We start from the raw sequence: 22,873 nt of genomic DNA, 5'->3' as shown, positions 1-22,873 counted from the left end.
GTCACGGCGCAGACAGAGGGGTCTGCGCCGTGACGCGTGCTCAAGCGGCAGCCGAAACCTCGGCGCTGGTCGGGACCGAGGCGATCGTCTTCAGGATCTGCGAAGCGATCTGGTAGGGGTCGCCCTGCGAGTTCGGGCGGCGATCCTCGAGATAGCCCTTGTAGCCGTTGTTGATGAAGGAATGCGGCACGCGGATCGAGGCGCCGCGGTCGGCGATGCCATAGCTGAACCTGTTCCATGGCGCGGTCTCATGCTTGCCGGTCAGACGCTTGTCGTTGTCCGGCCCGTAGACGGCGATGTGATCCATCAGGTTCTTGTCGAAGGCGGCCATCAGCGCCTCGAAATAGTCTTTTCCGCCGACTTCGCGCATATAAGCGGTCGAGAAGTTGGCGTGCATGCCGGAACCATTCCAGTCGGTGTCGCCGAGCGGCTTGCAGTGGTATTCGATATCGATGCCGTATTTCTCGGTGAGGCGCTGCATCAGGTAGCGGGCCATCCACATCTGGTCGGCGGCCTTCTTGGAGCCCTTGCCGAAAATCTGGAATTCCCACTGGCCCTTGGCCACCTCGGCGTTGATGCCTTCATGGTTGATGCCGGCGGCAAGGCAGAGGTCGAGATGCTCCTCGACGATCTGTCTGGCGACGCTGCCGACGTTGCTGTAGCCGACGCCGGTGTAGTACGGGCCTTGCGGCGCGGGGTAGCCGCTCTCGGGGAAGCCGAGCGGGCGGCCGTCCTTGTAGAAGAAATACTCCTGCTCGAAGCCGAACCAGGCGCCCTCGTCGTCGAGGATGGTGGCGCGCTTGTTGGATGCGTGCGGCGTCACGCCGTCCGGCATCATGACTTCGCACATGACGAGCACGCCATTGCTGCGCGCCGGATCGGGATAGACGGCGACCGGCTTCAGCACGCAGTCGGACGAGTGGCCTTCGGCCTGCATGGTCGAGGAGCCGTCGAAGCCCCACAGCGGAAGCTGGTCGAGCGTCGGGAACTCGGCATAGTCCTTGATCTGCGTCTTTCCGCGAAGGTTGGGAACCGGGGTGTATCCATCGAGCCAAATGTACTCGAGCTTGTATTTCGTCATTCTAGCCTCTCGTTGTTTTGATCACCGAACCTTGGACGGCGCCGGCATGCCAGCCACCCTGCAGCCGACCTGCCGGATTATCAAAAAGCAATTCGTGTGCCATTCTCGCCGGCCAAGGATGCGACAAAACTGACGCCGCATCCCGACAAATCCGCTGCCGCGTAATCGCAATGCGTCCGGATCAATCACAAGCATGCTCTGCATAAATACCAGGCAGATACTGATCTTTTTATAATCATATTGCCTAACTGGATTGCAGAACTTATCTTGGGGAAAGATTGAATCGGCAAGGCTCTGCTCAAGAAGGGAGACCGACAATGGAAATCACTCCTACCCGTCAGTCGGCCAAAATCCTGATGTTCCCGGTGGCAACGCGCGCTTCTGCCTTAAATTTAAGCGGAAAGGCTAAGTTCGCGGCAGAACTTGCTTCATTGCGTAACCGTACGGATTTCGGAAGCGGCTGGTATCACGAAGCGGCCATCGAGGAAGAAAAACAGGACCGGAGGAGCTAACCTTTCCTCCGCATCGCTTTTGACGAATTGCAAAGCCCGGCGCGATCGCTCGCGCCGGGCTTTTCATTTTGCCGTCAGGCAAGGATCAGGTCTTGGCGTGCAAGTCCGTTCCCAGCGTATCCCTGACAAAGATCGTACCGATGACCAGCGACATCGCCGCGATCACCACCGGATACCAGAGGCCGTAATAGATATCGCCGCTGTAGGCGCTGAGCGCGAACACCGTCGCCGGCAGCAGGCCGCCGAACCAGCCATTGCCGATGTGATAGGGCAACGACATGCCGGTATAGCGGATGCGGGTCGGGAACATTTCTACCAGGATCGCGGCGATCGGTCCGTAGACCATGGTCACGTAAATGACCAGGATGAACAGGACGCCGATGACCTTTGCCCAGTTGACCTGTTCAGGGTCGGCAAACATCGCAAAGGCGCCTGCCGCCGGGACGCTGTAGACGGTGATCTCGGGCACCGCCGCGGCCTCATCGGCCGTCAGCAGCTTGTCCTTGACCGCCCGGTCGGCCGCAACCGTCGTCTTGTCGCCGGCGCGGATTGCGGCGGCGTCGAGCTTCAGTTCCGGATTGGCCGCGACGAAGGCGTCAAGCTTCTGGTCGGCGACCTTGGCCGCAGCACGCTTCAGCGGATAGCCGCCGTCCCGCAATGCAATGTTGATTGCCTTCTTGAACGCGGCGTCGCTTGAAGTTGCCTTGTCTGCGGCTGCCACGGCATCATAGGACGCCACCGTTGCGGTGCCGATCTTGACACTGGCCGCGGTCCCCGGTGCCGCTGTCGTGACAATGTCATAGGGCACCGAGCTCTTGGCAAGGAAGTCCGTCGCAATATCGCACGACGTCAGAGGCTTGCGCGTTCCGGTCGGATTGAACTGGAACTTGCAGTCGCCAGGTGCAGCGGTAATCGTGGCACGGGTGTTTTGCTGTGCGGTGGCGAGCGCCGGATTGGCTGCCCAGGTCAGCGCCTTGAACAGCGGGAAGGTGGTGACGATCGCCAGCGCCAGGCCCGCCATGATGATCGGCTTGCGGCCGATCTTGTCGGAGAGCCAGCCGAACACGACGAAGAAGATCGTGCCGAGCGCCAGCGCGATGGCGATCATGATGTTGACCGACTGGCCGTCGACCTTGAGCACGTTCTGCAGGAAAAACAGCGCGTAGAATTGGCCGTTGTACCAAACCACGGCCTGGCCGGCAGTAAGGCCGAAAAGCGCCAAAATGGCGATCTTGGCATTCTTCCACTGTCCGAAGGCTTCCGTAAGCGGCGCCTTGGAGCCCTTGCCCTCGTCCTTCATGCGCTGGAAGGTCGGCGATTCGGCAAGCGACAGACGAATCCAGACCGATATGCCGAGCAGAATGGCTGAGAGCAGGAATGGAACACGCCAGCCCCAGGCCTCGAAATCCTCCTTGCTCAGCGAATTTTGCACGATAAGGATGACGACCAGCGACAGGAACAGGCCAAGTGTCGCCGTCGTCTGGATCCACGATGTGTAGAATCCGCGGCGGTCGTCGGGCGCATGCTCGGCCACATAGGTCGCCGCACCGCCATATTCACCGCCGAGCGCCAGGCCCTGCAGCATGCGCAGCGCAATCAGGATAATGGGTGCTGCAATGCCCCAGCTCGCCGAACCAGGCAGCAGGCCGACCAGGAAAGTCGACAGGCCCATGATCATGATGGTGACGAGAAAGGTGTATTTGCGACCTACGAGATCACCGATGCGGCCGAACACCAGCGCGCCGAACGGGCGCACGAGGAAGCCAGCGGCGAAAACCAGCAGCGTAAAGATGTTGCGCGTCGCTTCCGGATACGAGTTGAAGAATGTCGAGCCGATCGCCGCAGCCAATGCGCCGTAGAGATAGAAATCGTACCATTCGAAAACGGTGCCGAGCGAGGAAGCGAAGATGACTTTCTTCTCTTCCCGCGTCATTCCGCGGCTTGCTCTGCCGGCGGTCACTGCCATTGCCATGAATTCGTCCTCCCGTGACATCTCGCTGTGCTTGATGCTGCGCGGTGTCGCCTCTGGGCTCGAACTCGGGCAGCTATCGCCGCGAGAAGTGACAGAAAGCGCCGCCCAGAGGCAGCCCGTCTTTGGGATTATGACTTTGGTCCAATGCATCGGCCCGAACATCGGAATCGATGTTCGGAAAGCACGATGCATAGATTCAAAGTGTTAGAGCGTATTTTGCACGTCCAACTGGAACGCACGTCGCTCTAATAAGGCAAGGCGAAACGAATGAGGGCGGCGATTGCCGTCAGCCCTTGAGCGCCTCGATTAGACCGACCGCCGCCATGAAATCGCGTTTGCGGTGGGCACGGCGGGCGACAGCTTCCGCGTCATGGCCCCAGTGCTCGGCCTGCCAGTCCTCGTCGACATGGCCGGCGGCCCAGGCTGCCTCGCCGTCGATCTCGCCGAAATCGACGGCCAGCGCCAGCAGTGCCGATCCCGTCAGCGAGGTCATGACGTGGATGGCGGCAAGCCGGAGCGGGTCGGCACGCTGGGCAAGATGAACGCCGAGCACCGCGATGCTCTCGCGCGGCTGCTCGACATGGATCACCCCTTCGGCGAGGTGAAACCGGGCGCCGAGCGCGCTCCGCGCCCAATCGATGACGGGATCCCAATATTCGTTCTGCCGATCGAAGAGCCCTTGGGGGGCGTCGGCGCGATAGCAGAGCAGGTCTGACGAGGCAAAGCGCAGGATGTCTTCCAAAACCGCTTGCGGGTCGCTGGCAACGCCGTCGATGGCCGTGTTGACCAGACGCATGACCGGCATCGTCATCGGGTCGATCGTCTCGCCTTGCGCGGCGAACTCGCCGGCGACCAGAGCGGCGGCTTTTTCGGTCGGCAGGATCAGAAACGCCTTGCCCGGCGTACGGACCGGCTTGCCATCGAGATGAACCGCAAAACCAGCTTCGGCCGGTGCGACCGAGACGGCTTTGTAGAAGCGTTTCGGCAGATGCGTCTTCATCTGGATCTGGGCACGGCGTACCGGATCCGGATCGGAAAGCTGCTTTCCCGCTTCGAGGTCGTTGAGAATATCGCGCATGCCGGAGCCTTTCATCCGGGGATCTGTTTTCGGGCCGGCCGATTCACAATGATCAGACCGGCTGCGATGAGGCCGAGTGCCAGGAAAATACGGATGGTCAGCGGCTCGTTCAAGAAGATGGCGCCGCACAGAACGCCGAACACCGGCGAAAGAAAGGTGAAGCTCGACAGGCCCGATGCCGGATAGCGCCGCAGCAACCAGAACCAGAGCACATAGGTGAAGGCGACGATGTAGACCGCCTGGAAAAGCAAGGCCAAGGTCGGCAAAGCGGCGAAGTCGCGGACGGGCGGCCCGGCGAAAGGCAGCACCAAGGCGCCGACCATCGCAGCGCCCGCCAGTTGGTAGAGCAGCAACTTCTCGGCGCTCGTTTCCGCCAGTTTCGTGCGCTTGATGACGATGTAGGTCAAGGCCCACAGAATGCCGGCGCCGAGACTGAGCAGATCACCAATCAGGGTCGCACCGTTATCGGCGCTCAACTGATCGGAGAACACCGCGACCAATCCGGCGAAAGCGAGCAGAAGGCCGACGAGCCGGCGCGCGGTGATGCGTTCGTTGAGCAGGAAATGCCCGCCGACCAGCACCCAGAACGGCATGGTGTTGACCAGCAAGGTGTTGCGCGCGACGGTCGTCTGTTCGAGCCCGACATAGAGAAACAGGAACTCGAGACCAAAGAGCGCGCCTGCCAGAATGCCGGCGACAAGGGTTCCGTCGCGGCTGAAAAGCGCAATGCCGCGCCAGCGGCACCAGACGAGAACGCACAGCCCGCCGATGACCGACCGCGCGATCGACAGGAAAACGGGATCGTAGCCGGCATAGGAGATCTTGGCGGCGACGTAGTTCAGCCCCCAGGAAAAGGTCAGTCCGACCATGATGGCGGCGGCGGCCATGTCGACCCTGTCGCGGCGGTCGAGCGTATCGGTGGCCATGCCCACTGGACCTAGTCCTCCGCGCTGGCGTCGTCGAAGCCGATCAGGTTCCAGCTCTGGCGCATATGCGGCGGCATCGGTGCGGTGACGTCGATAAAACCCTTGTCGGGATGCGGGATGACGATGCGGCGCGCGTGCAGATGCAAGCGGTTCTGCATGCCGCCGGGAAAATCCCAATTGGTGTCGGCCTCGAAATATTTGGGATCGCCGATGATCGGGCAGCCGATGTGAGCGGCATGGACGCGAAGCTGGTGGGTGCGGCCGGTATAAGGCTCCATCTCCAGCCAGGACAGGGTCTGCGCCGCCTGCTCGACGATCCGGTAATAAGACACCGCGTGGTCGGCGCCCTTTTCGCCATGCTTGGCGACGCGCACGCGGTCGCCGTCGGGCGTCGGTTCCTTGATCAGCCAAGTCGAGATCTTGTCCTCGCGCTTCGGCGGCACGCCCTTGACCAGCGCCCAATAGGTCTTCTTGGTCTCACGCGCCCGGAACGCCTCGGCAAGCTTCATGGCGGCGAGCCTGGTGCGGGCGACGACCAGCACGCCTGACGTGTCGCGGTCGAGCCGGTGCACCAGACGCGGTTTCTCGCCCTTCTGGCTGCGCCAGGCTTCCAGCATGTCGTCGACATTGCGGGTGACACCTGAGCCACCCTGGACGGCGAGGCCGGCCGGCTTGTTGAAGACAAACACTTTTGGATCTTCATGGATCAGCATCTTGGCCAGAACGTCGGCGTCGCCCTGGTTGCGGATCGAGTGACCGGTGAGCGGGCTCTCGCCCTTCTTGTCCACTTCGAGCGGTGGGATGCGAACCGTCTGGCCCGGCTCGACGCGGGTATCGGCCTTAACCCTGCCGCCGTCGACACGGATCTGGCCGGAGCGCAGCAACTTTTGCAGATGGCCGAAGCCAAGACCCGGAAAATGGGTCTTGAACCAGCGATCGAGCCGCATGCCCGCCTCGCCGGCCTCCACCGTGATCTGTTCTACGCCTGCCATTGTCTCGTTTTTACCCGTTTCCAGCGCATGACCTGAAATCGATCTTCGGAAAGGGTCATGCGCAAATCAAAAAGCTACAGCGTCCTTGGCGCGCCTGAGGGGCACGCGGCGCTGCAAGCGGGGGCAATAGCATTAAGGCAGGCTTCTTGCGAGCCAAAGACCCAGAAACAGGGCAATGATCGCGCCAATGAGGCTGGCAAGGGCGTATCCGAACGCCGGCAGCGTCGCGCCGCGCTCCCACAGCGTCGCGAAATCGAGCGAAAAGGCGGAGAACGTGGTGAAGCCGCCGAGGATTCCGGTGGCGACGAACAGCCGAAGCTCGTTCGATCCGCCGTAGCGCCGCGCCAGGGTCGTGATGAACAGGCCCATGGCAAACGAGCCGACAATGTTGATCGCCATCGTGCCCCAGGGAAAACTCGGGCCGACAAGACGCAGCGCAACGAAATTGACGACGTGGCGGAGCCCGGCACCAATAGCGCCGCCCGCAGCAACGAGGAGGAGATTGATCATCGCCGTTTACTGCCCTTACAGGGTGGCTCGGTCAATCCCTGCTCCTGAGCGGGAAAGTAGGCGCGAGCCTACTTTTTCCGCTCGCCGCGCAGCTTCGCCCAATAGTCGAGCCGCTTCCTGATATCACGCTCGAACCCGCGCTCGGGCGGATCATAGAATTTACGGCGGCCCATCTTTTCCGGAAAATAATCCTGTCCGGAAAAAGCGTCCGGCTCGTCGTGGTCGTAACGGTAGCCGGCGCCGTAATCTTCTTCCTTCATCAGCTTGGTCGGGGCGTTGAGGATGTGTTTGGGCGGCAGCAGCGAGCCGAACTCCTTAGCCGCCTGTGTGGCGGCCTTGAAGGCGGTGTAGACGGCGTTGGATTTGGGCGCGCTGGCGAGATAGACCGTGGCCTCGGCGAAGGCGAGTTCGCCCTCTGGCGAGCCCAGATAGTCGTAGGCATCCTTGGCGGCATTGGCGACGACCAGCGCCTGCGGGTCTGCCAGCCCGATATCCTCCATCGCCATGCGCACCAGGCGGCGGCCGAGATAGAGCGGATCCTCGCCGGCGTCGAACATGCGGGCGAGATAATAGAGGGCGGCGTCGGGGTCGGAGCCGCGCACCGATTTGTGCAGCGCCGAGATCAGATTGTAATGGCCGTCCTGGCCCTTGTCGTAGATCGGCGCGCGGCGCTGGACGATGCGCAGCAGGCCCTCGGCGCTGAACACCTCGCCTGACTTGGCGGCGCGCCAGACCTCTTCTGCCAGCGTCAGCGCAGCACGGCCATCGCCATCGCTCATGCGGACGAGCATCGCCCTCGCCTCGTCGTCGAGCGGCAGCGCCCTGCCCTCGGTCTCCTCGGCCCGGGCCAGCAGCTTGGCGATGCTGTCCTCACCGAGCGAATGGAAGACCAGCACACGGGCGCGGGATAGAAGCGCGGCATTCAGCTCGAATGAGGGGTTTTCGGTGGTGGCGCCAACCAACACGACGGTGCCGTCTTCCATGACAGGCAGAAAACTGTCCTGCTGGGCCCGGTTGAAGCGATGGATCTCGTCGACGAAGAGCAGCGTCTGACGGCCGTTGGTGCGGCGCAGCCTCGCCGCCTCGAACACTTTCTTCAAGTCGGCGACACCGGAAAACACCGCCGATATCTGTTGGAACGCAAGGCTGGTTTCGCCGGCAAGCAGCCGCGCGACCGTAGTCTTGCCCGTCCCGGGCGGCCCCCAGAAGATCATCGAGCCGAGCGAGCCGGAGCCGATCAGCCGCGTCAGCGCGCCGTCGGGTCCGGTCAGATGCTCCTGGCCGACGACCTCGCTGAGGTTCTGCGGGCGCAGCCGGTCGGCAAGCGGCCTGCCGGGCGCCGCCTTTTCCGGTTCATCGACACTGAACAGATCGGCCATGCACGTCTTTTCGTTGGAGCGCGATCTCGTCCGAAGGATCGACGCTCGGGCTCAGTAACGCAACACCTGGCGCAGTATCTGCCCGCCGCGCTCGACGGTAAAGCGCCACCAGCGCGTCTCCTGCATGGCTGCCTGTTCCAGGGTCGCGGCGGTATCGATGGTCAAGCCGTTGACCTCGCGAACGATGTCGCCCGGCTGGAAGCCGAAACCGGCTGCGGGCGAACCGCGATTGATGTCGATCACCGTAACACCCTTGACGTCCGTGCGGATGCCGAGCCGCTGGGCGAGCCGCGGCGACAGTTCCGCAACCTTGGCACCGGAGAACGGGCTGCGACCGCGCAGCGTCACTTCCGCGAGTTTCGCACCTTCCGGCGCACGCTCCAGCGCGATGTCCGTCGCCGCTTGCTGGCCTTTGCTCAGAACGGCGAAGCTGGCATTGGTGCCGATCGACAGCGTCGCCATCCGGTAATCCAGCGCCTCGATGCTCTCGACCGGCGTGCCATTGAGCGACAGCACAACGTCACCGGCCTTGAGCCCCGCCTTGGCCGCCGGCCCGGCTTCGTCGACGGACGAAACCAGCGCCCCGGTCGGCGTCTCGAGACCGAGCGATTCGGCGATTTGCGGCGTCACGCGCTCGAATTCGGCGCCGATATAGGGCCGCTCGAAGAAGTCGCGCCCGGCCTTGGCCGCATCGGCAAACGCGCGAACCATATTGGAGGGAATAGCAAAGCCGATGCCGATCGAGCCGCCGCTGCGGCTGTAGATCGCCGTGTTGATGCCGACCAGTTGGCCACCCATGTTGATCAGCGCACCGCCGGAATTGCCGGGATTGATCGCAGCGTCGGTCTGGATGAAGAAACTGGAATCGGAAACGCCGATGTGGCTGCGGGCAAGTGCCGAAACGATGCCGCTGGTGGTGGTCTGGCCGACACCGAAGGGGTTGCCGATGGCCAACAACAGGTCACCGACCTCGAGCGCGTCGGAATCGCCGATGGCGACGACCGGAAATGGCTTGTCGGCGGAGATCTTGAGCACGGCGAGGTCAAGCGTTTCGTCCTTGAGCAGCACCTTGCTGTCGAATTCACGCCCGTCCGCGGTGGCGACCTTGACCTGATCGGCGTCCTTGATGACGTGGAAATTGGTGACCACTATGCCTGTCGGGTCGACCAGCACGCCGGAGCCGAGCGAGGACTGCGCACGCGGCTGCGAACGGCCGAAGAACTCTTCGAAGAACGGATCGCCGTCGAAGGGCGACCTCAGCCTGGCCGTTTGCGAGGCATAGACATTGACCACAGCCGGCGCCGTCTGCTTGACCAGCGGCGCAAACGACAGTTGCATCTCCTCGCGGCCGAACGGCACGCGCTTGTCTGGACCGGAGGTGGCATTTTCGCCTTCGGCGCCGCGCAACATGTCGGTCAGCACGTCGGACAGACCGGGATCGGCCTTGGTGTCCTGAGCCAGCGCCTGCCTGGCGGCCGGCACGACTGCCGCCGCCGTCAAGGCGCAGAGTAGAACAAGGGACAGCCGTTTTACGCGCATTCCGAATCCTCCGGGTCGGGCGCCATTGTCCCGACGATTGTGCAAAATGAAAGGCTAAGTCGATGTAATCGAATTATTTTTGGGTAGCAAAGCAGCTATAGGTCAGTTTGAAACCGGAAAGCCTCGTCGGCCCTCATGAAAAAACAACTCGTTTCATTCCGTGATTTTTTGAAGACCGGCACTTTGGGGCCGGTTTCCCCTTCTATGAGAATGACCGACGTTGCCAGCGCACTCGGCACACCTGAGCACGCCGATCCGGTCTATTGGACTTTCGGAAAGCTCGAAATCTCCTTTGATGACGAAGCGCCTCACCAGATGAACTGGTTCCAGATCGAAGAAGCCGGTTATCTCGAAGGCGACTTCGAAGTTCTCACCGATCACCTTGTGCTGTCACTGGATGGGTTGAGCGGGGGTACGCAGCCCTCGAAGTTCCTGGCTGCAGGCCTGTGGGCTTCAGAAGACGCCAAAGTGTTCTATGCCGCTGTGAGCGACGACATCCTGCTCAACATCTGCGCCGGCCAGATTCAGATACATTTCCGGGTGAATACCGACTTCATCGAGGATCAAAACGCACAAAGGTACTTGAACAATTTCGAGATGTCGCAATTGGTCAGCGATATCGATTCCCGAGCCACCCTCGACAGTATCTATTCCTATCCCTACCCGAAGGTCGAAGAGATACCGGGTGCTTTCAATTGGAAGCTGCTAAGCGGGCGCGACTACCTGACCATTCTTCGATAGGCGGCAAAGATCGGCAGACGAAAGGGGCCCACAGGCCCCTTTGAACTCTCTTAGAAAAACCGAAGCTTATGCGGCTGCGGCTTCTTCGTCGGTGCCTTCTGCCTCGATGCGGGCACGGTCGCCGGCGCCCTTGGCCGAGGTGTCGCGATCGACGAACTCGATGACCGCCATGGCGGCATTGTCGCCGTGGCGGAAGCCCGCCTTCATGATGCGCAGATAGCCGCCGTTGCGGGTGGCGTAGCGCGGCGCGATCGTGTCGAACAGGCGCTTGACGACGCCTTCATTGCCGATCTGGGCAATCACCTGGCGGCGGGCGTGGAGGTCGCCGCGCTTGCCGAGCGTCACCAGCTTCTCGACGATCGGACGCAGATCCTTCGCCTTCGGCAAGGTGGTGAGGATCTGCTCATGCTCGATGAGCGATACGGCAAGGTTGGCAAACATCGACTTGCGATGGCTTATGCTGCGGGCGAACCGGCGGCCTTTAAATCCGTGGCGCATGGCTCTTCTCCTGGTGTTGTGGGCGGTTGGCCCGGCTGTTTCGTTTTGTGAATGGTCAATAGTGAATGGTGAATGGAAGGGCTCTACCTCTCGGAAGTCGCCGACCGGCGACCATTCACCATTCTCAATTCACCGGTCAGTATTGATCTTCGTAACGCTTGGCGAGGTCTTCAATGTTTTCCGGCGGCCAATCCGGCACTTCCATGCCGAGGTGCAGGCCCATCGCCGCCAACACTTCCTTGATCTCGTTCAGCGACTTGCGGCCGAAGTTCGGGGTGCGCAGCATCTCGGCTTCGGTCTTCTGGATCAAGTCGCCGATATAGACGATGTTGTCGTTCTTCAGGCAGTTGGCCGAACGCACCGAAAGCTCGAGCTCGTCGACCTTCTTGAGCAGCGCCGGATTGAAGGCAAGCTCGGTCACCTGCTCGGCGGCGACTTCCTTCTGCGGCTCGTCGAAATTGACGAACAGGCCAAGCTGGTCCTGCAGGATGCGGGCGGCGAAAGCCACCGCGTCCTCGCCCGAGATCGAACCGTCAGTGTCGATCGTCATGGTCAGCTTGTCGTAGTCGAGAACCTGGCCCTCGCGGGTGTTCTCGACCTTGTAGGAGACCTTCTTGACCGGCGAGTAGAGGCTGTCGACCGGGATGAGGCCGATCGGCGCGTCTTCGGCGCGATTGCGGTCGGCCGGCACGTAGCCCTTGCCGGTATCGACGGTGAACTCCATGCGGATTTCAGCGCCCTCGTCCAGCGTGCAGATGACGTGGTCGGGATTGAGGATCTCGACGTCGCCGACCGTCTGGATGTCGCCGGCCAGAACAGCGCCCGGTCCCTGCTTGCGCACGACCATGCGCTTGGGGCCGTCGCCTTCCATGCGGATGGCGATTTCCTTGATATTCAAGACGATATCGGTCACGTCCTCACGCACGCCGGCGATGGACGAGAATTCATGCAGAACGCCGTCGATCTGCACGGCGGTCACCGCCGCGCCACGCAGCGAAGACAGAAGCACGCGACGCAGCGCGTTGCCGAGGGTCAGACCAAAGCCGCGCTCGAGCGGCTCGGCGACCAGCGTGGTCAGCGTCTTCTTCTTCGAAGAGAACTCGATCTTGTTCGGCTTGATCAGTTCCTGCCAATTTTTCTGGATCATGATGCTTTCCTTCCGTTGACCCGCCACCATCCAATCGTGGCGGGCGACCTGGAATGCCGTGGAGGAACGCTCCTGGCGTTCGCGCGGCGTTCGGTAATTTTTCCCTAAAGCGCGTAGCGCTTCAGGTCTCTGTTCTTATGCCTGTCGTTGCCCCAAAACCGCTGCGCTCTCGGTTCAGGCCCGAGGCAATGCTTGGGCGACAATCTTTAGACGCGGCGCTTCTTGCGCGGGCGGCAGCCATTGTGCGGGATCGGCGTCACATCACGGATCGAGGTGATGGTGAAGCCGGCTGCCTGCAATGCGCGCAGCGCCGATTCACGACCCGAGCCCGGTCCGCAGACCTCGACCTCAAGCATGCGCATGCCGTGTTCCTGGGCCTTCTTGGCAACGTCCTCGGCAGCCATCTGGGCAGCGAACGGGGTCGACTTGCGAGATCCCTTGAAGCCCTGGGCTCCCGCCGACGACCAGGCAATCGAATTGCCCTGCGCGTCGGTGATGGTGATCATCGTGTTGTTGAAGGTCGAGTTGACGTGGGCAACGCCCGACGAGATATTCTTGCGTTCGCGACGGCGAACACGTGTGGCTTCCTTGGCCATGATGGTCCTTTCAGTTGATCTCTACACCGCCGTAATGCCAGCGGCTCCACCTTCGTAAGGGAGTAGGGGAATAGGGCAGTAAGGGAGTATGTTAGTACGGCGCGGTCGTCCGCGACCAAACATACTGCCCTACTGCCCTACTCCCTTATTCCCCTAAATTACTTCTTCTTGCCGGCGATCGACTTGGCCGGGCCCTTGCGGGTGCGCGCATTGGTATGCGTGCGCTGGCCGCGAACCGGCAGCGAGCGGCGATGACGCAGGCCGCGGTAGCAGCCGAGGTCCATGAGCCGCTTGATGTTCATCGACACTTCGCGGCGCAGATCGCCCTCGACCTGGTAGTCACGGTCGATCGTCTCGCGGATCTGCAGCACTTCCGCGTCGGTCAACTGGTTGACGCGACGCTCGGCCGGGATGCCGACCTTGTCGACGATCTCCTGGGCGAAGCTCTTGCCAATGCCGTGAATGTACTGAAGCGCAATGACGACGCGCTTGTTGGTCGGAATGTTGACGCCGGCTATACGAGCCATGTTCTTCTCTTCTCCATGTGGGCCGGACAAGCCGGCGCTGTCAAAGTTGCCCCGCGTCCGGTGGAGGCCGGCCCATGCGGGAGTTTCCAGTTCAAAGCGGCTGCCTTGCCCTTGCGGGCAAGCAAGCCTCATGCCTGATAGGAAGACGGGCCGCCATACCCCAGCGAACAGCTCCAGTCAAGCGCAATCGTTTATTTTCCGTTCGCAGACCGTTGCGCCGCCGCTGGGGTCGCAGCCGTGAGCACCGCTTCGATCTGCCGCGTCACCGCATCGATATCGGCCATGCCGTCGACACCTCTCAGCTTGCCCTTGGCATAGTAATAGCCGATCAGCGGCGACGTCTTCTTGTAGTACTCCTTCAGGCGCTCTTCGAACACCGCCGGATTGTCGTCCTTGCGCACCGGCAGACCCGCGGCCTTGGCCTCTTCGGCGCGCTTGCCGATTCGGCCAACCAGCGCCTTGTCGTCGACGACAAGTTCGATGACGGCGTCGAGAGTCAGGCGGCGAGCCGAGAGCATCGATTCAACCGCGTCCGCCTGCACCAGGGTTCGCGGATATCCGTCAAGGATGAATCCCCTTGCGCAATCGGCCTGATCGATACGCTCGGCGACGATAGCGTTGACGATGGCGTCGGAAACCAGTTCGCCAGCGTCCATCACCGCCTTGGCCCGTTTGCCGACTTCGGTGCCGGCCTGGACAGCAGCGCGCAGCATATCGCCCGTCGAGAGTTGGGGAATGCCGTATTTTTCTACCAGTCTTTGTGCTTGCGTCCCCTTGCCCGCCCCTGGCGGCCCAAGCAATATCAACCTCATCTGGCTTTCTTCCCCCCGCGCAGCTTCGACTTCTTGATCAGGCCCTCATACTGGTGCGCGATCAGGTGACCCTGAATTTGCGCCACCGTGTCGAGCGTTACACTGACCACGATCAGAAGCGATGTGCCACCGAGGTAGAATGGTACGCCAGTCGCTGAAATCAGGAACTCGGGCAGCAGACACACCAGCACCAGATAAATGGCGCCAACGACAGTTATGCGGGTAAGGACATAGTCGATGTAATCCGCGGTGCGCTCGCCCGGACGGTAGCCCGGAATGAAACCCGAATGCTTCTTGAGCTGGTCGGCGGTGTCCTTCGGGTTGAAGACGATCGCCGTATAGAAGAAGGCGAAAAACACGATCATCGCCGCATAGAACGCCATGTAGAGCGGCTGGCCATGACCGAGTGCCGCCAGGACGGTGCTGGCCCAGGCTGGCATGTTGGTCGTCTGCGAGAAGCCGGCGACCGTCGCCGGCAGCAACAGCAGCGAAGAGGCGAAGATCGGCGGAATGACGCCGGCCGTGTTGAGCTTGAGCGGCAGGTGCGAGGTGTCGCCCTGGAACATGCGGTTGCCGACCTGGCGCTTGGGATACTGGATCAGCAAGCGCCGCTGGGCGCGCTCGAAGAACACGATCAGCGCGATGACGACGACGGCCAGAACGATGATCGCCAGGATCAGGCCGGTCGACAGCGCGCCGGTGCGGCCAAGTTCCAGCGTACCGGAAATGGCTTGCGGCAGGCCGGCGACGATGCCGGCAAAGATGATCAGCGAAATGCCGTTGCCAATGCCGCGGGCGGTGATCTGCTCGCCGAGCCACATCAGGAACATGGTGCCGCCGACCAGCGTGATGACGGTCGAGATGCGGAAGAACATGCCGGGATCGCTGACGATGCCGCTGCCGCCTTCCAGCCCGACCGCAATGCCGTAGGCCTGGACCAGCGCCAAGAGCACGGTGCCGTAGCGGGTATACTGGTTGATGACCTTGCGGCCCTGCTCGCCTTCCTTCTTCAGCGCCTCCAGTGACGGGATGACGGAGGTCATCAGCTGCATGATGATGGAAGCGGAAATATAGGGCATGATGCCGAGGGCAAAGATCGCCATGCGCTCGACGGCGCCACCGGCGAACATGTTGAACATGCCAAGCACGCCCTTGCTCTGCGACGAGAAGGCCTGGGCGAAAGCGTCGGGATTGATGCCGGGCAGCGGGATATAGGTGCCGAGGCGGTAGACCAGCAACGCACCAACGGTGAACCAGATGCGCTTCTTCAGATCCTCCGCCTTGGCGAAGGCCGAGAAATTCAGATTCGAGGCTAGTTGTTCAGCAGCCGAAGCCATGCCTGATTCTCCGCTTGGTCACGCTCGATGGCCCGCAACTCAGGCGGCGCGTGTCACCGAAGCTCACGAGATAAGCTCCGGACTGCAAACATGCAAGCGGCCGCGTTGACGCGGCCGCCATATTGAGCAGATCAAAGCGCAATCAAAAGCGAAACGTGTCCCGCTCTGCCGATCGCGCTTCAAATCGCCGTTACTCGGCTGCTGCCTTTTCCGGCAGCTTCACCGAACCGCCGGCCTTTTCGATCTTCTCGATGGCAGCCTTGGAGGCGCCAGCCACGTCGAAGGCAAGCTTCGACTTGATCTCGCCGTCGGAGAGGATGCGCACGCCGTCCTTGACGCGGCGGATGACGCCGGCCGCGACCAGCGCTTCGGCGGTCACGGTCGTCTTGGCGTCGAGCTTCTTGGCATCGAGCGCGGCCTGGATGCGGGCCAGCGACACGACGGCAAAGCTCTTGGCGAAGATGTTGTTGAAGCCGCGCTTCGGCAGACGCCGGTAGAGCGGCATCTGGCCACCCTCGAAGCCGTTGACGGCGACGCCGGAGCGCGCCTTCTGGCCCTTGACGCCGCGACCGGCGGTCTTGCCCGAGCCGGAACCGATGCCGCGGCCGAGACGCTTCCTGGAATGCGTCGCGCCGTCCTTGTCACGCAGATCGTTGAGTTTCATCTGAGTTCTCCTGCGCTCTGGTTCAGCCCTCGTCCACGACGCGGACGAGATGCTGGACGGCAGCGATCATGCCGCGCACGGAGGGGGTGTCCTCCAGCGTGCGCTGCTTGTGCATCTTGTTGAGGCCGAGGCCGACCAGCGTCGCGCGCTGCTCCTTCGGCCGGCGGATCGGCGAACCGATCTGCTCGACGGTGATGGTCTTGGTTGCTTTCTTGGCCATGGTCAATATCCCTGGTCAGCGTCGACTATTCTTCGGCCGCAACGGCGGTGCCGCGGCGGGCCTGAAGGGTCGAATACTTGATGCCGCGCGCGGCAGCCACATCCTTGGGATGCATCTGGCTCTTCAGCGCGTCGAAGGTGGCGCGAACCATGTTGTAGGGGTTAGACGAACCCATCGACTTGGCGACCACGTCATGCATGCCGAGCGTCTCGAAGACGGCGCGCATCGGGCCGCCGGCGATGATGCCGGTACCCTGCTTGGCAGCGCGCAGCAGAACGCGTCCGGCACCCCAGCGTCCTTCGACGTCGTGATGCAGCGTACGGCCCGAGCGCAGCGGCACGAAGATCATGTCGCGCTTGGCCGATTCGGTCGCCTTGCGGATCGCCTCTGGCACTTCGCGCGCCTTGCCGTGACCGAAGCCGACGCGGCCCTTCTGGTCGCCGACAACGACAAGTGCTGCAAAGCCGAAGCGCCGGCCGCCCTTGACGACCTTGGCGACGCGGTTGATGTGGACGAGCTTGTCCACCATGCCGTCGTCGCGCTCTTCGCGATCACGGCCGCGGCCGCCATCCCTACGTTCCTGTGCCATATCCTGTTCCTTGTTTTTTTCCGGAAGCACGGTTGATGATGATATCCGGTTCCCTCTGTGGGTTGCCGGGAGCGAAACTCATTTTTCCCTTCGCATGATCTTATCCGAAAAGTCTGCAACTTATTGCTGCGCTGACCTCCGGTTCGTGATCATGCTTTAGAAGCTCAAGCCACCTTCACGGGCGGCCTCGGCCAGCGCCTTGACGCGGCCGTGATAGATGTACGGTCCGCGGTCGAAGACGACTTCCTTGACGCCGGCCTTCGAAGCGCGCTCGGCAATCAGCTTGCCGATTGCCACAGCGGCGGCAGTGTCGGCACCGGTCTTGAGCGAACCCTTGAGGTCCTTCTCCAGCGTCGAGGCGGCAGCGATGGTGTGGCCCTTGGCGTCGTCGATGACCTGGACGTAGATGTTCTTCGACGTGCGGTGGACCGACAGACGCGGACGCTCGCCGGCGACCTTCTTGATCTGGCGGCGGACGCGCTGAGCGCGGCGTTGGGTGGAGTCTTTCGAGCCCATGATATCAGTTCCTTGCCTTCAAAAAACGGGGGCAATCCTGTGCGGTAGGACAAGCCTCCCGCGACCGCTCCCCGCGGCGTTGATTTGCAGTGAATGGTGAATGGAAAAATGGTGAAAGGTAGAAACTAGGTGCCCCCGGCTCCTGCCCATCCTACTGCCATTTTACCATTCACCATTCACCATTGACGAAATTACTTCTTCTTGCCTTCCTTGCGGACGATCTTCTCGCCAGCGTAACGAACGCCCTTGCCCTTGTACGGCTCAGGACCGCGATATTCGCGGATCTCGGCAGCGACCTGACCGACCTTCTGCTTGTCGATGCCGGTCACGGTGATTTCCGTCGGCTTCGGCACGGTGATGGTGATGTCCTGCGGCGTTTCGTAGACGACGTCATGGCTGAAGCCGAGCGCCAGCTGCAGGTTCTTGCCCTGCATGGCGGCGCGATAGCCGACGCCGGTGATCTCGAGCTTCTTTTCGAAACCGTCCTTGACGCCCTGCAGGATGTTGACGATCTGCGTGCGCGACATGCCCCATTTGGAACGGGCGGTCTTGGTCTGGTCGCGTGGCTGGACAGCGATCTCGCTGCCTTCCATCTTGACCAGCACTTCGTCGTTGACCACGAACTTCAGCTCACCCTTGGGGCCCTTCGCCGTGACGGTCTGGCCGTCGACGGTCGCGGTCACGCCCTGCGGCAGCGAAACGGGTTTCTTTCCAATACGAGACATTGTTGTCTCCTCTTTCCTTAACTGCTGTGAATGGTGAATGGTGAAATGGTGAATAGCGCGATCAAAGTCTCGTGCAGTCTCACCATTCACTATTCACCATTGACCATTCACCCTTAGAATATCTGGCAGAGGATTTCCCCGCCGACATTCTGTTCACGCGCTTCGTGGTCGGCCATCACGCCCTTCGGCGTCGAAAGGATGGCGATGCCGAGGCCGTTGGCGACGTGCGGGATCGACTTCGCCGAAACGTAAACGCGACGGCCCGGCTTCGAGACGCGGGCGATTTCGCGCACCACCGGCGCACCGTCGAAATACTTCAGCTCGATCTCGATTTCGGACTTGCCGTTGTCGAAGTCGGTCTGGCTGTAGTCGCGGATATAGCCTTCCGCCTTCAGCACGTCGAGGACGCGGGTGCGCAGGCGCGAGGCCGGCGTCGAAACGCTCGACTTCTTGCGGCCATAGGCGTTGCGGATGCGGGTCAGCATATCGCCGAGAGGATCGCTCAATGACATGTTATGTCCTCCTTACCAGCTCGACTTGACCAGGCCCGGGATCTGGCCGTTATTGCCGAGATCACGAAGCGCGATGCGCGATACTTTGAGCTTGCGATAATAGGCACGCGGACGTCCGGTGACTTCGCAGCGGTTGCGGATGCGGATCTTGGCCGAGTTGCGCGGCAGTGCCGCAAGCTTCAGCTGAGCGCGGAAGCGCTCTTCCATCGGCTTGGACTGATCCATGATGATCGCCTTGAGGACCTTACGCTTGGCAGCGTACTGGTCCACAAGCTTGCGGCGCCTGTTGTTCTTCTCGACTGAGCTGGTCTTTGCCATTTCAGATTTTTCCTTTTCTCGCTGCCGTTACTGGCGGAAGGGGAAGTTGAAGGCTTTGAGCAATGCCCTGGCTTCGTCGTCCGTCTTCGCAGTCGTACAAACGATGACGTCCATGCCCCAGATCTGATCAACCTTGTCGTAGTTGATCTCCGGGAACACGATGTGTTCCTTGATGCCCATGGCATAGTTGCCACGGCCATCGAAGCTCTTCGGATTGAGCCCGCGGAAGTCGCGGACGCGCGGCAGCGCGATGTTCACGAGGCGGTCGAGGAACTCGTACATGCGTTCCTTGCGCAGCGTGACCTTGGCGCCGATCGGCATCTTTTCGCGGACCTTGAAGCCGGCGATCGAGTTGCGCGCATGGGTGACGACGGCCTTCTGGCCGGCGATCAGCGCAAGATCTTCCGCTGCGATCGAAGGCTTCTTCGAGTCGCCGGTCGCCTCGCCGACGCCCATGTTCAGCACGATCTTGTCGATGCGCGGAACCTGCATCTCGTTCTCGTAGCCGAACTGCTCCTGCAGCGCCTTGCGGATGGTCTCGTTGTAGACCTGCTTGAGGCGCGGCGTGTTCTGGGCAGTCGCCTGCTTGGTTTGAGCCTTAGCCATTGATGACTTCTCCCGAGCGCTTGGCGACGCGCACCTTCTTGCCGTCCTTCTGGAAGATGAAGCCGACACGGGTCGGCTTGCCATCCTTGGGGTCGGCCAGCGCGATGTTCGACAGCTGAATCGGCGCTTCCTTGGTGATGATCCCGCCCTCTTGGGACTGGGACTGCTTCTGGTGACGACGGATCATGTTGACGCCGCGCACCAGCGCGGTGTCTTCCTTCGGCTGTACCGAGAGGACTTCGCCCGAACGGCCCTTGTCCTTGCCGGCCAGCACGACGACCTTGTCGCCTTTTCTAATCTTCTGCATTGGTCCGGCTCCTTACAGCACTTCAGGCGCGAGCGAGATGATCTTCATGTGGTTCTTGGCGCGGAGTTCGCGCGGAACCGGTCCGAAGATACGCGTGCCGATCGGCTCTTTCTTGTTGTCGACGAGAACGGCCGCGTTCTTGTCGAAACGGATCACGCTGCCGTCCGGGCGGCGGATGTCCTTGGCCGTGCGAACCACGACCGCCTTCATCACATCGCCCTTCTTGACGCGGCCGCGCGGGATGGCTTCCTTGATCGACACCACGATGATGTCGCCCACGGAAGCGTATTTCCGCTTCGAGCCGCCCAGCACCTTGATGCACATGACACGACGGGCGCCGGAATTATCCGCGACGTCGAGGTTTGTTTGCATCTGAATCATGACTGGCCGCCTTCTTCTCTTCTAACGGGACGGGCTCAAAGCCCCTCCCCGGTCTGTCCAAAATTCGTTGTTTTACGCCTGGTCCGAAGACACGACGGTCCAGCGCTTGTCCTTGGAAATCGGCTTCGATTCCTGGATGAACACCTGATCGCCGACCTTGTGGGCGTTGTTCTCGTCGTGCGCCTTGTACTTCTTGGTCATGCGCACGGTCTTCTTCATCACGGGATGCGTGAAGCGCCGTTCGACCTTGACGACAACCGTCTTCTCGTTTTTGTCGCTGACGACGGTGCCCTGCAGAATGCGCTTTGGCATGGTTTTCGTCCTTAAGCCTTCTTAGCCGCGGATTTTTCCGCAGCGATGGTCTTGATACGCGCAATGTCCTTGCGGACCTGCCTCACGCGCGCGGTCTTCTCGAGCTGGCCGGTGGCCTTCTGGAAGCGCAGGTTGAACTGCTCCTTCTTCAGGCTGGCCAATTCGTCGGTCAGCTGGTCCTGGGTCTTGGTCCGGATGTCTTCGGCTTTCATGATCAGCCCGTCCTTATTCTGCGATGCGCTGTACGAAGCGCGTCCTGACCGAGAGCTTGGCCGCGCCGAGACGCAGCGCCTCACGGGCGGTTTCCTCATTGACGCCGTCGATCTCGAACATGATGCGGCCGGGCTTGACGCGCGCCGCCCAGTAATCGACCGCGCCCTTGCCCTTGCCCATGCGGACTTCGGTCGGCTTCGACGTCACCGGCACGTCCGGGAAGATACGGATCCAGACGCGGCCGGCGCGCTTCATCTCGCGGGTGATCGCGCGGCGGGCCGCCTCGATCTCACGCGCGGTGACGCGGTTCGGCTCAAGCGCCTTCAGCCCGAAACCGCCGAAATCCAGATTGGTGCCACCCTTGGCGGCACCGTGGATACGACCCTTGAACTGCTTGCGGAACTTTGTGCGCTTTGGCTGCAGCATCGTTCTAACTCCAAATTCTCAACTGTCTCAGGCGTTTTCGCGACGGCGACCGCGTTCGCGCTCACCACCACCGCCATGCGCATGATCGCCCTCGGTGGCGCGGCGCTCCGAAGCCATCGGGTCGTGCTCGAGGATTTCGCCCTTGAACACCCAGACCTTGACACCGCAGATGCCGTAGGCGGTGTGTGCTTCGGCCGTGCCGTAGTCGACGTCGGCGCGCAGCGTATGCAGCGGCACGCGACCTTCGCGATACCATTCCATGCGCGCGATCTCGGCGCCGCCGAGACGGCCGGCGCAGTTGATGCGGATGCCTTCGGCACCAAGGCGCATCGCCGACTGCACGGCGCGCTTCATGGCGCGGCGGAACGCGATACGCCGCTCGAGCTGCTGGGCGATCGACTGGGCGACCAGCGTCGCGTCGATCTCGGGCTTACGCACTTCGACGATGTTCAAATGCGTCTCGGACTTCGTCATCTCCATCAGCTTCCTGCGAAGCTTCTCGATGTCGGCGCCCTTCTTGCCGATGATCAGGCCCGGACGCGCCGCATGGATGGTGACGCGGCACTTCTTGTGCGGACGCTCGATCACGACCTTCGAGATCGCAGCCTGCTTGAGTTCCTTCTCAAGATACTTGCGGATCTTGATGTCCTCATGCAGCAGCTTGCCGTACTCGCCGGTGTTGGCGAACCAGCGCGAATCCCAGGTGCGGTTGATGCCGAGACGCAGACCGATCGGATTGATTTTCTGGCCCATTATGCGGCCTCCACTTTTTCTTCGACTTCACGAACGACGATCGTGAGGTGCGAGAACGGCTTCTCGATACGGCTGGCGCGGCCACGGCCACGGGCATGGAACCGCTTCATGACGATCGACTTGCCGACATAGGCTTCCGCCACGATCAGCGCATCGACGTCGAGGTCGTGGTTGTTTTCCGCGTTGGCGATCGCCGATTCCAGCGTCTTCTTGACCGTGCCGGAAATCCGCTTGGCCGAGAATTCGAGATCGGAAAGCGCTGTCGCGACCTTCTTGCCGCGGATCAGCGCGGCAACCAGGTTCAGCTTCTGCGGGCTGATACGGATCGTGCGCAACACGGCGCGCGCTTCGTTGTCAGCAAGCCTGCGCGGAGCTTTGGCCTTGCCCATGATTATTTCCTCTTCGCCTTCTTATCCGCGCCGTGACCGTAATAGGTCCGGGTCGGAGCGAATTCACCGAACTTGTGACCGACCATGTCCTCGTTCACCGAAACGGGAACGTGCTTCTGGCCGTTGTAGACACCGAAGGTGAAGCCGACGAACTGCGGCAGGATGGTGGAGCGACGGCTCCACATCTTGATCACCTCATTGCGACCACCTTCACGAACCTTGTCCACCTTCTTGAGAAGGTAGCCGTCAATGAAGGGGCCTTTCCAAATCGAACGAGTCACTTGGCGTTACCTCT

Annotated in this window: 33 protein-coding genes; 2 read left to right on the top strand and 31 right to left on the bottom strand. The window is 61.6% G+C overall.

Going from position 1 to position 22,873, the window contains the following annotated elements; all coding sequences use genetic code 11:
• Nucleotides 1-40 precede the first annotated feature (40 nt).
• Nucleotides 41-1,081: a glutamine synthetase beta-grasp domain-containing protein gene (locus tag AC0L2V_RS05690; protein ID WP_473494207.1), complete on the bottom strand. Its 1,041-nt coding sequence runs from the start codon at nt 1,079-1,081 to the stop codon at nt 41-43.
• Between the two features lie 21 nt (nt 1,082-1,102).
• Nucleotides 1,103-1,399, bottom strand: a complete 297-nt coding sequence (locus tag AC0L2V_RS05685; RefSeq protein WP_473519634.1) for a hypothetical protein — start codon at nt 1,397-1,399, stop codon at nt 1,103-1,105.
• Here AC0L2V_RS05685 and AC0L2V_RS05680 point away from each other — a divergent pair.
• Entirely contained in the window at nt 1,399-1,593 is a 195-nt protein-coding gene (locus AC0L2V_RS05680; protein WP_473519633.1) for a DUF2735 domain-containing protein, read from the top strand. The genes AC0L2V_RS05685 and AC0L2V_RS05680 overlap by 1 nt on opposite strands.
• 85 nt (nt 1,594-1,678) lie before the next feature.
• Here the strand turns inward: AC0L2V_RS05680 and AC0L2V_RS05675 are convergent, their stop codons facing one another.
• From AC0L2V_RS05675 to AC0L2V_RS05645, 7 genes are all read right to left on the bottom strand, one after another.
• Nucleotides 1,679-3,565, bottom strand: coding sequence for an MFS transporter (locus AC0L2V_RS05675; protein ID WP_473519632.1), 1,887 nt, complete (start codon nt 3,563-3,565; stop codon nt 1,679-1,681).
• Nucleotides 3,566-3,851: 286 nt separating this feature from the next.
• Nucleotides 3,852-4,643 (bottom strand): ATP12 family chaperone protein, encoded by a 792-nt coding sequence (locus tag AC0L2V_RS05670; protein WP_473519631.1) that lies wholly within the window; start codon nt 4,641-4,643, stop codon nt 3,852-3,854.
• An 11-nt stretch (nt 4,644-4,654) separates the two neighbouring features.
• Nucleotides 4,655-5,569: a DMT family transporter gene (locus AC0L2V_RS05665; RefSeq protein ID WP_167366359.1), complete on the bottom strand. Its 915-nt coding sequence runs from the start codon at nt 5,567-5,569 to the stop codon at nt 4,655-4,657.
• A gap of 11 nt (nt 5,570-5,580) precedes the next feature.
• Complete coding sequence (locus tag AC0L2V_RS05660) at nt 5,581-6,561, bottom strand: RluA family pseudouridine synthase (RefSeq protein ID WP_091591186.1); 981 nt, start codon at nt 6,559-6,561, stop codon at nt 5,581-5,583.
• Nucleotides 6,562-6,693: 132 nt separating this feature from the next.
• Nucleotides 6,694-7,071, bottom strand: coding sequence for a fluoride efflux transporter CrcB (gene crcB / locus AC0L2V_RS05655; protein ID WP_128169094.1), 378 nt, complete (start codon nt 7,069-7,071; stop codon nt 6,694-6,696).
• A 68-nt stretch (nt 7,072-7,139) separates the two neighbouring features.
• Nucleotides 7,140-8,450 carry a replication-associated recombination protein A gene (locus AC0L2V_RS05650; RefSeq protein WP_473519630.1) on the bottom strand — a complete coding sequence of 437 codons (1,311 nt, stop codon included), beginning with the start codon at nt 8,448-8,450 and terminating at the stop codon, nt 7,140-7,142.
• Nucleotides 8,451-8,501: 51 nt separating this feature from the next.
• On the bottom strand, nt 8,502-9,989 hold the full coding sequence (locus AC0L2V_RS05645; protein ID WP_473519629.1) for a DegQ family serine endoprotease: 1,488 nt from the start codon (nt 9,987-9,989) through the stop codon (nt 8,502-8,504).
• A 135-nt stretch (nt 9,990-10,124) separates the two neighbouring features.
• On the opposite strand from AC0L2V_RS05645, the gene AC0L2V_RS05640 reads away from it, so the two are divergent.
• Nucleotides 10,125-10,730, top strand: a complete 606-nt coding sequence (locus tag AC0L2V_RS05640) for a hypothetical protein (RefSeq protein ID WP_473519628.1) — start codon at nt 10,125-10,127, stop codon at nt 10,728-10,730.
• A gap of 66 nt (nt 10,731-10,796) precedes the next feature.
• Here the strand turns inward: AC0L2V_RS05640 and rplQ are convergent, their stop codons facing one another.
• The 22 genes from rplQ to rpsS all read right to left on the bottom strand — a co-directional run bounded on the left by rplQ (nt 10,797) and on the right by rpsS (nt 22,859).
• On the bottom strand, nt 10,797-11,228 hold the full coding sequence (gene rplQ, locus AC0L2V_RS05635; protein ID WP_023799277.1) for a 50S ribosomal protein L17: 432 nt from the start codon (nt 11,226-11,228) through the stop codon (nt 10,797-10,799).
• Between the two features lie 136 nt (nt 11,229-11,364).
• Nucleotides 11,365-12,375: a DNA-directed RNA polymerase subunit alpha gene (locus AC0L2V_RS05630; RefSeq protein WP_023799278.1), complete on the bottom strand. Its 1,011-nt coding sequence runs from the start codon at nt 12,373-12,375 to the stop codon at nt 11,365-11,367.
• Between the two features lie 206 nt (nt 12,376-12,581).
• Nucleotides 12,582-12,971, bottom strand: coding sequence for a 30S ribosomal protein S11 (rpsK, locus tag AC0L2V_RS05625; RefSeq protein ID WP_023799279.1), 390 nt, complete (start codon nt 12,969-12,971; stop codon nt 12,582-12,584).
• A 158-nt stretch (nt 12,972-13,129) separates the two neighbouring features.
• Nucleotides 13,130-13,498 carry a 30S ribosomal protein S13 gene (rpsM, locus tag AC0L2V_RS05620; protein WP_023799280.1) on the bottom strand — a complete coding sequence of 123 codons (369 nt, stop codon included), beginning with the start codon at nt 13,496-13,498 and terminating at the stop codon, nt 13,130-13,132.
• Nucleotides 13,499-13,689: 191 nt separating this feature from the next.
• Nucleotides 13,690-14,310: an adenylate kinase gene (locus tag AC0L2V_RS05615; RefSeq protein ID WP_287176086.1), complete on the bottom strand. Its 621-nt coding sequence runs from the start codon at nt 14,308-14,310 to the stop codon at nt 13,690-13,692.
• Nucleotides 14,307-15,647 carry a preprotein translocase subunit SecY gene (secY, locus tag AC0L2V_RS05610; RefSeq protein WP_091591192.1) on the bottom strand — a complete coding sequence of 447 codons (1,341 nt, stop codon included), beginning with the start codon at nt 15,645-15,647 and terminating at the stop codon, nt 14,307-14,309. The genes AC0L2V_RS05615 and secY overlap by 4 nt, the downstream gene beginning before the upstream one ends.
• A gap of 190 nt (nt 15,648-15,837) precedes the next feature.
• The gene (gene rplO, locus AC0L2V_RS05605) at nt 15,838-16,311 is read right to left on the bottom strand and encodes a 50S ribosomal protein L15 (protein WP_027154037.1); all 474 of its coding nucleotides are present in this window, start codon (nt 16,309-16,311) and stop codon (nt 15,838-15,840) included.
• A gap of 22 nt (nt 16,312-16,333) precedes the next feature.
• Nucleotides 16,334-16,531 (bottom strand): 50S ribosomal protein L30, encoded by a 198-nt coding sequence (rpmD, locus tag AC0L2V_RS05600; RefSeq protein ID WP_006205449.1) that lies wholly within the window; start codon nt 16,529-16,531, stop codon nt 16,334-16,336.
• Nucleotides 16,532-16,556: 25 nt separating this feature from the next.
• Nucleotides 16,557-17,120, bottom strand: coding sequence for a 30S ribosomal protein S5 (rpsE, locus tag AC0L2V_RS05595; RefSeq protein ID WP_006333394.1), 564 nt, complete (start codon nt 17,118-17,120; stop codon nt 16,557-16,559).
• A gap of 156 nt (nt 17,121-17,276) precedes the next feature.
• Entirely contained in the window at nt 17,277-17,636 is a 360-nt protein-coding gene (gene rplR, locus AC0L2V_RS05590) for a 50S ribosomal protein L18 (RefSeq protein ID WP_023799284.1), read from the bottom strand.
• 191 nt (nt 17,637-17,827) lie between these two features.
• Entirely contained in the window at nt 17,828-18,361 is a 534-nt protein-coding gene (rplF, locus tag AC0L2V_RS05585) for a 50S ribosomal protein L6 (RefSeq protein ID WP_023799285.1), read from the bottom strand.
• Between the two features lie 113 nt (nt 18,362-18,474).
• Entirely contained in the window at nt 18,475-18,873 is a 399-nt protein-coding gene (gene rpsH / locus AC0L2V_RS05580) for a 30S ribosomal protein S8 (protein ID WP_006205453.1), read from the bottom strand.
• A 12-nt stretch (nt 18,874-18,885) separates the two neighbouring features.
• Nucleotides 18,886-19,191 carry a 30S ribosomal protein S14 gene (gene rpsN, locus AC0L2V_RS05575; RefSeq protein ID WP_023799286.1) on the bottom strand — a complete coding sequence of 102 codons (306 nt, stop codon included), beginning with the start codon at nt 19,189-19,191 and terminating at the stop codon, nt 18,886-18,888.
• Between the two features lie 27 nt (nt 19,192-19,218).
• Entirely contained in the window at nt 19,219-19,797 is a 579-nt protein-coding gene (gene rplE, locus AC0L2V_RS05570) for a 50S ribosomal protein L5 (protein WP_023799287.1), read from the bottom strand.
• Nucleotides 19,790-20,104 carry a 50S ribosomal protein L24 gene (rplX, locus tag AC0L2V_RS05565; RefSeq protein WP_013531428.1) on the bottom strand — a complete coding sequence of 105 codons (315 nt, stop codon included), beginning with the start codon at nt 20,102-20,104 and terminating at the stop codon, nt 19,790-19,792. The genes rplE and rplX overlap by 8 nt, the downstream gene beginning before the upstream one ends.
• A gap of 12 nt (nt 20,105-20,116) precedes the next feature.
• Complete coding sequence (gene rplN, locus AC0L2V_RS05560; protein ID WP_006205457.1) at nt 20,117-20,485, bottom strand: 50S ribosomal protein L14; 369 nt, start codon at nt 20,483-20,485, stop codon at nt 20,117-20,119.
• Between the two features lie 72 nt (nt 20,486-20,557).
• Entirely contained in the window at nt 20,558-20,797 is a 240-nt protein-coding gene (rpsQ, locus tag AC0L2V_RS05555; RefSeq protein WP_023799288.1) for a 30S ribosomal protein S17, read from the bottom strand.
• Nucleotides 20,798-20,808: 11 nt separating this feature from the next.
• Nucleotides 20,809-21,009: a 50S ribosomal protein L29 gene (gene rpmC, locus AC0L2V_RS05550; RefSeq protein WP_023799289.1), complete on the bottom strand. Its 201-nt coding sequence runs from the start codon at nt 21,007-21,009 to the stop codon at nt 20,809-20,811.
• 13 nt (nt 21,010-21,022) lie between these two features.
• Nucleotides 21,023-21,436, bottom strand: a complete 414-nt coding sequence (rplP, locus tag AC0L2V_RS05545; RefSeq protein ID WP_023799290.1) for a 50S ribosomal protein L16 — start codon at nt 21,434-21,436, stop codon at nt 21,023-21,025.
• 27 nt (nt 21,437-21,463) lie between these two features.
• Nucleotides 21,464-22,189 (bottom strand): 30S ribosomal protein S3, encoded by a 726-nt coding sequence (gene rpsC, locus AC0L2V_RS05540; protein WP_023799291.1) that lies wholly within the window; start codon nt 22,187-22,189, stop codon nt 21,464-21,466.
• The gene (gene rplV / locus AC0L2V_RS05535) at nt 22,189-22,578 is read right to left on the bottom strand and encodes a 50S ribosomal protein L22 (RefSeq protein WP_023799292.1); all 390 of its coding nucleotides are present in this window, start codon (nt 22,576-22,578) and stop codon (nt 22,189-22,191) included. Before rplV ends, rpsC begins: the two co-directional genes overlap by 1 nt.
• Nucleotides 22,579-22,580: 2 nt before the next feature.
• The gene (rpsS, locus tag AC0L2V_RS05530) at nt 22,581-22,859 is read right to left on the bottom strand and encodes a 30S ribosomal protein S19 (protein WP_006205463.1); all 279 of its coding nucleotides are present in this window, start codon (nt 22,857-22,859) and stop codon (nt 22,581-22,583) included.
• Nucleotides 22,860-22,873: the final 14 nt, after the last annotated feature.

The organism is Mesorhizobium sp. WSM4814, from assembly GCF_055811595.1.
The sequence above is the reverse complement of the archived record's forward strand: the minus strand, read 5'-3'. Positions and strand labels throughout refer to the sequence as shown.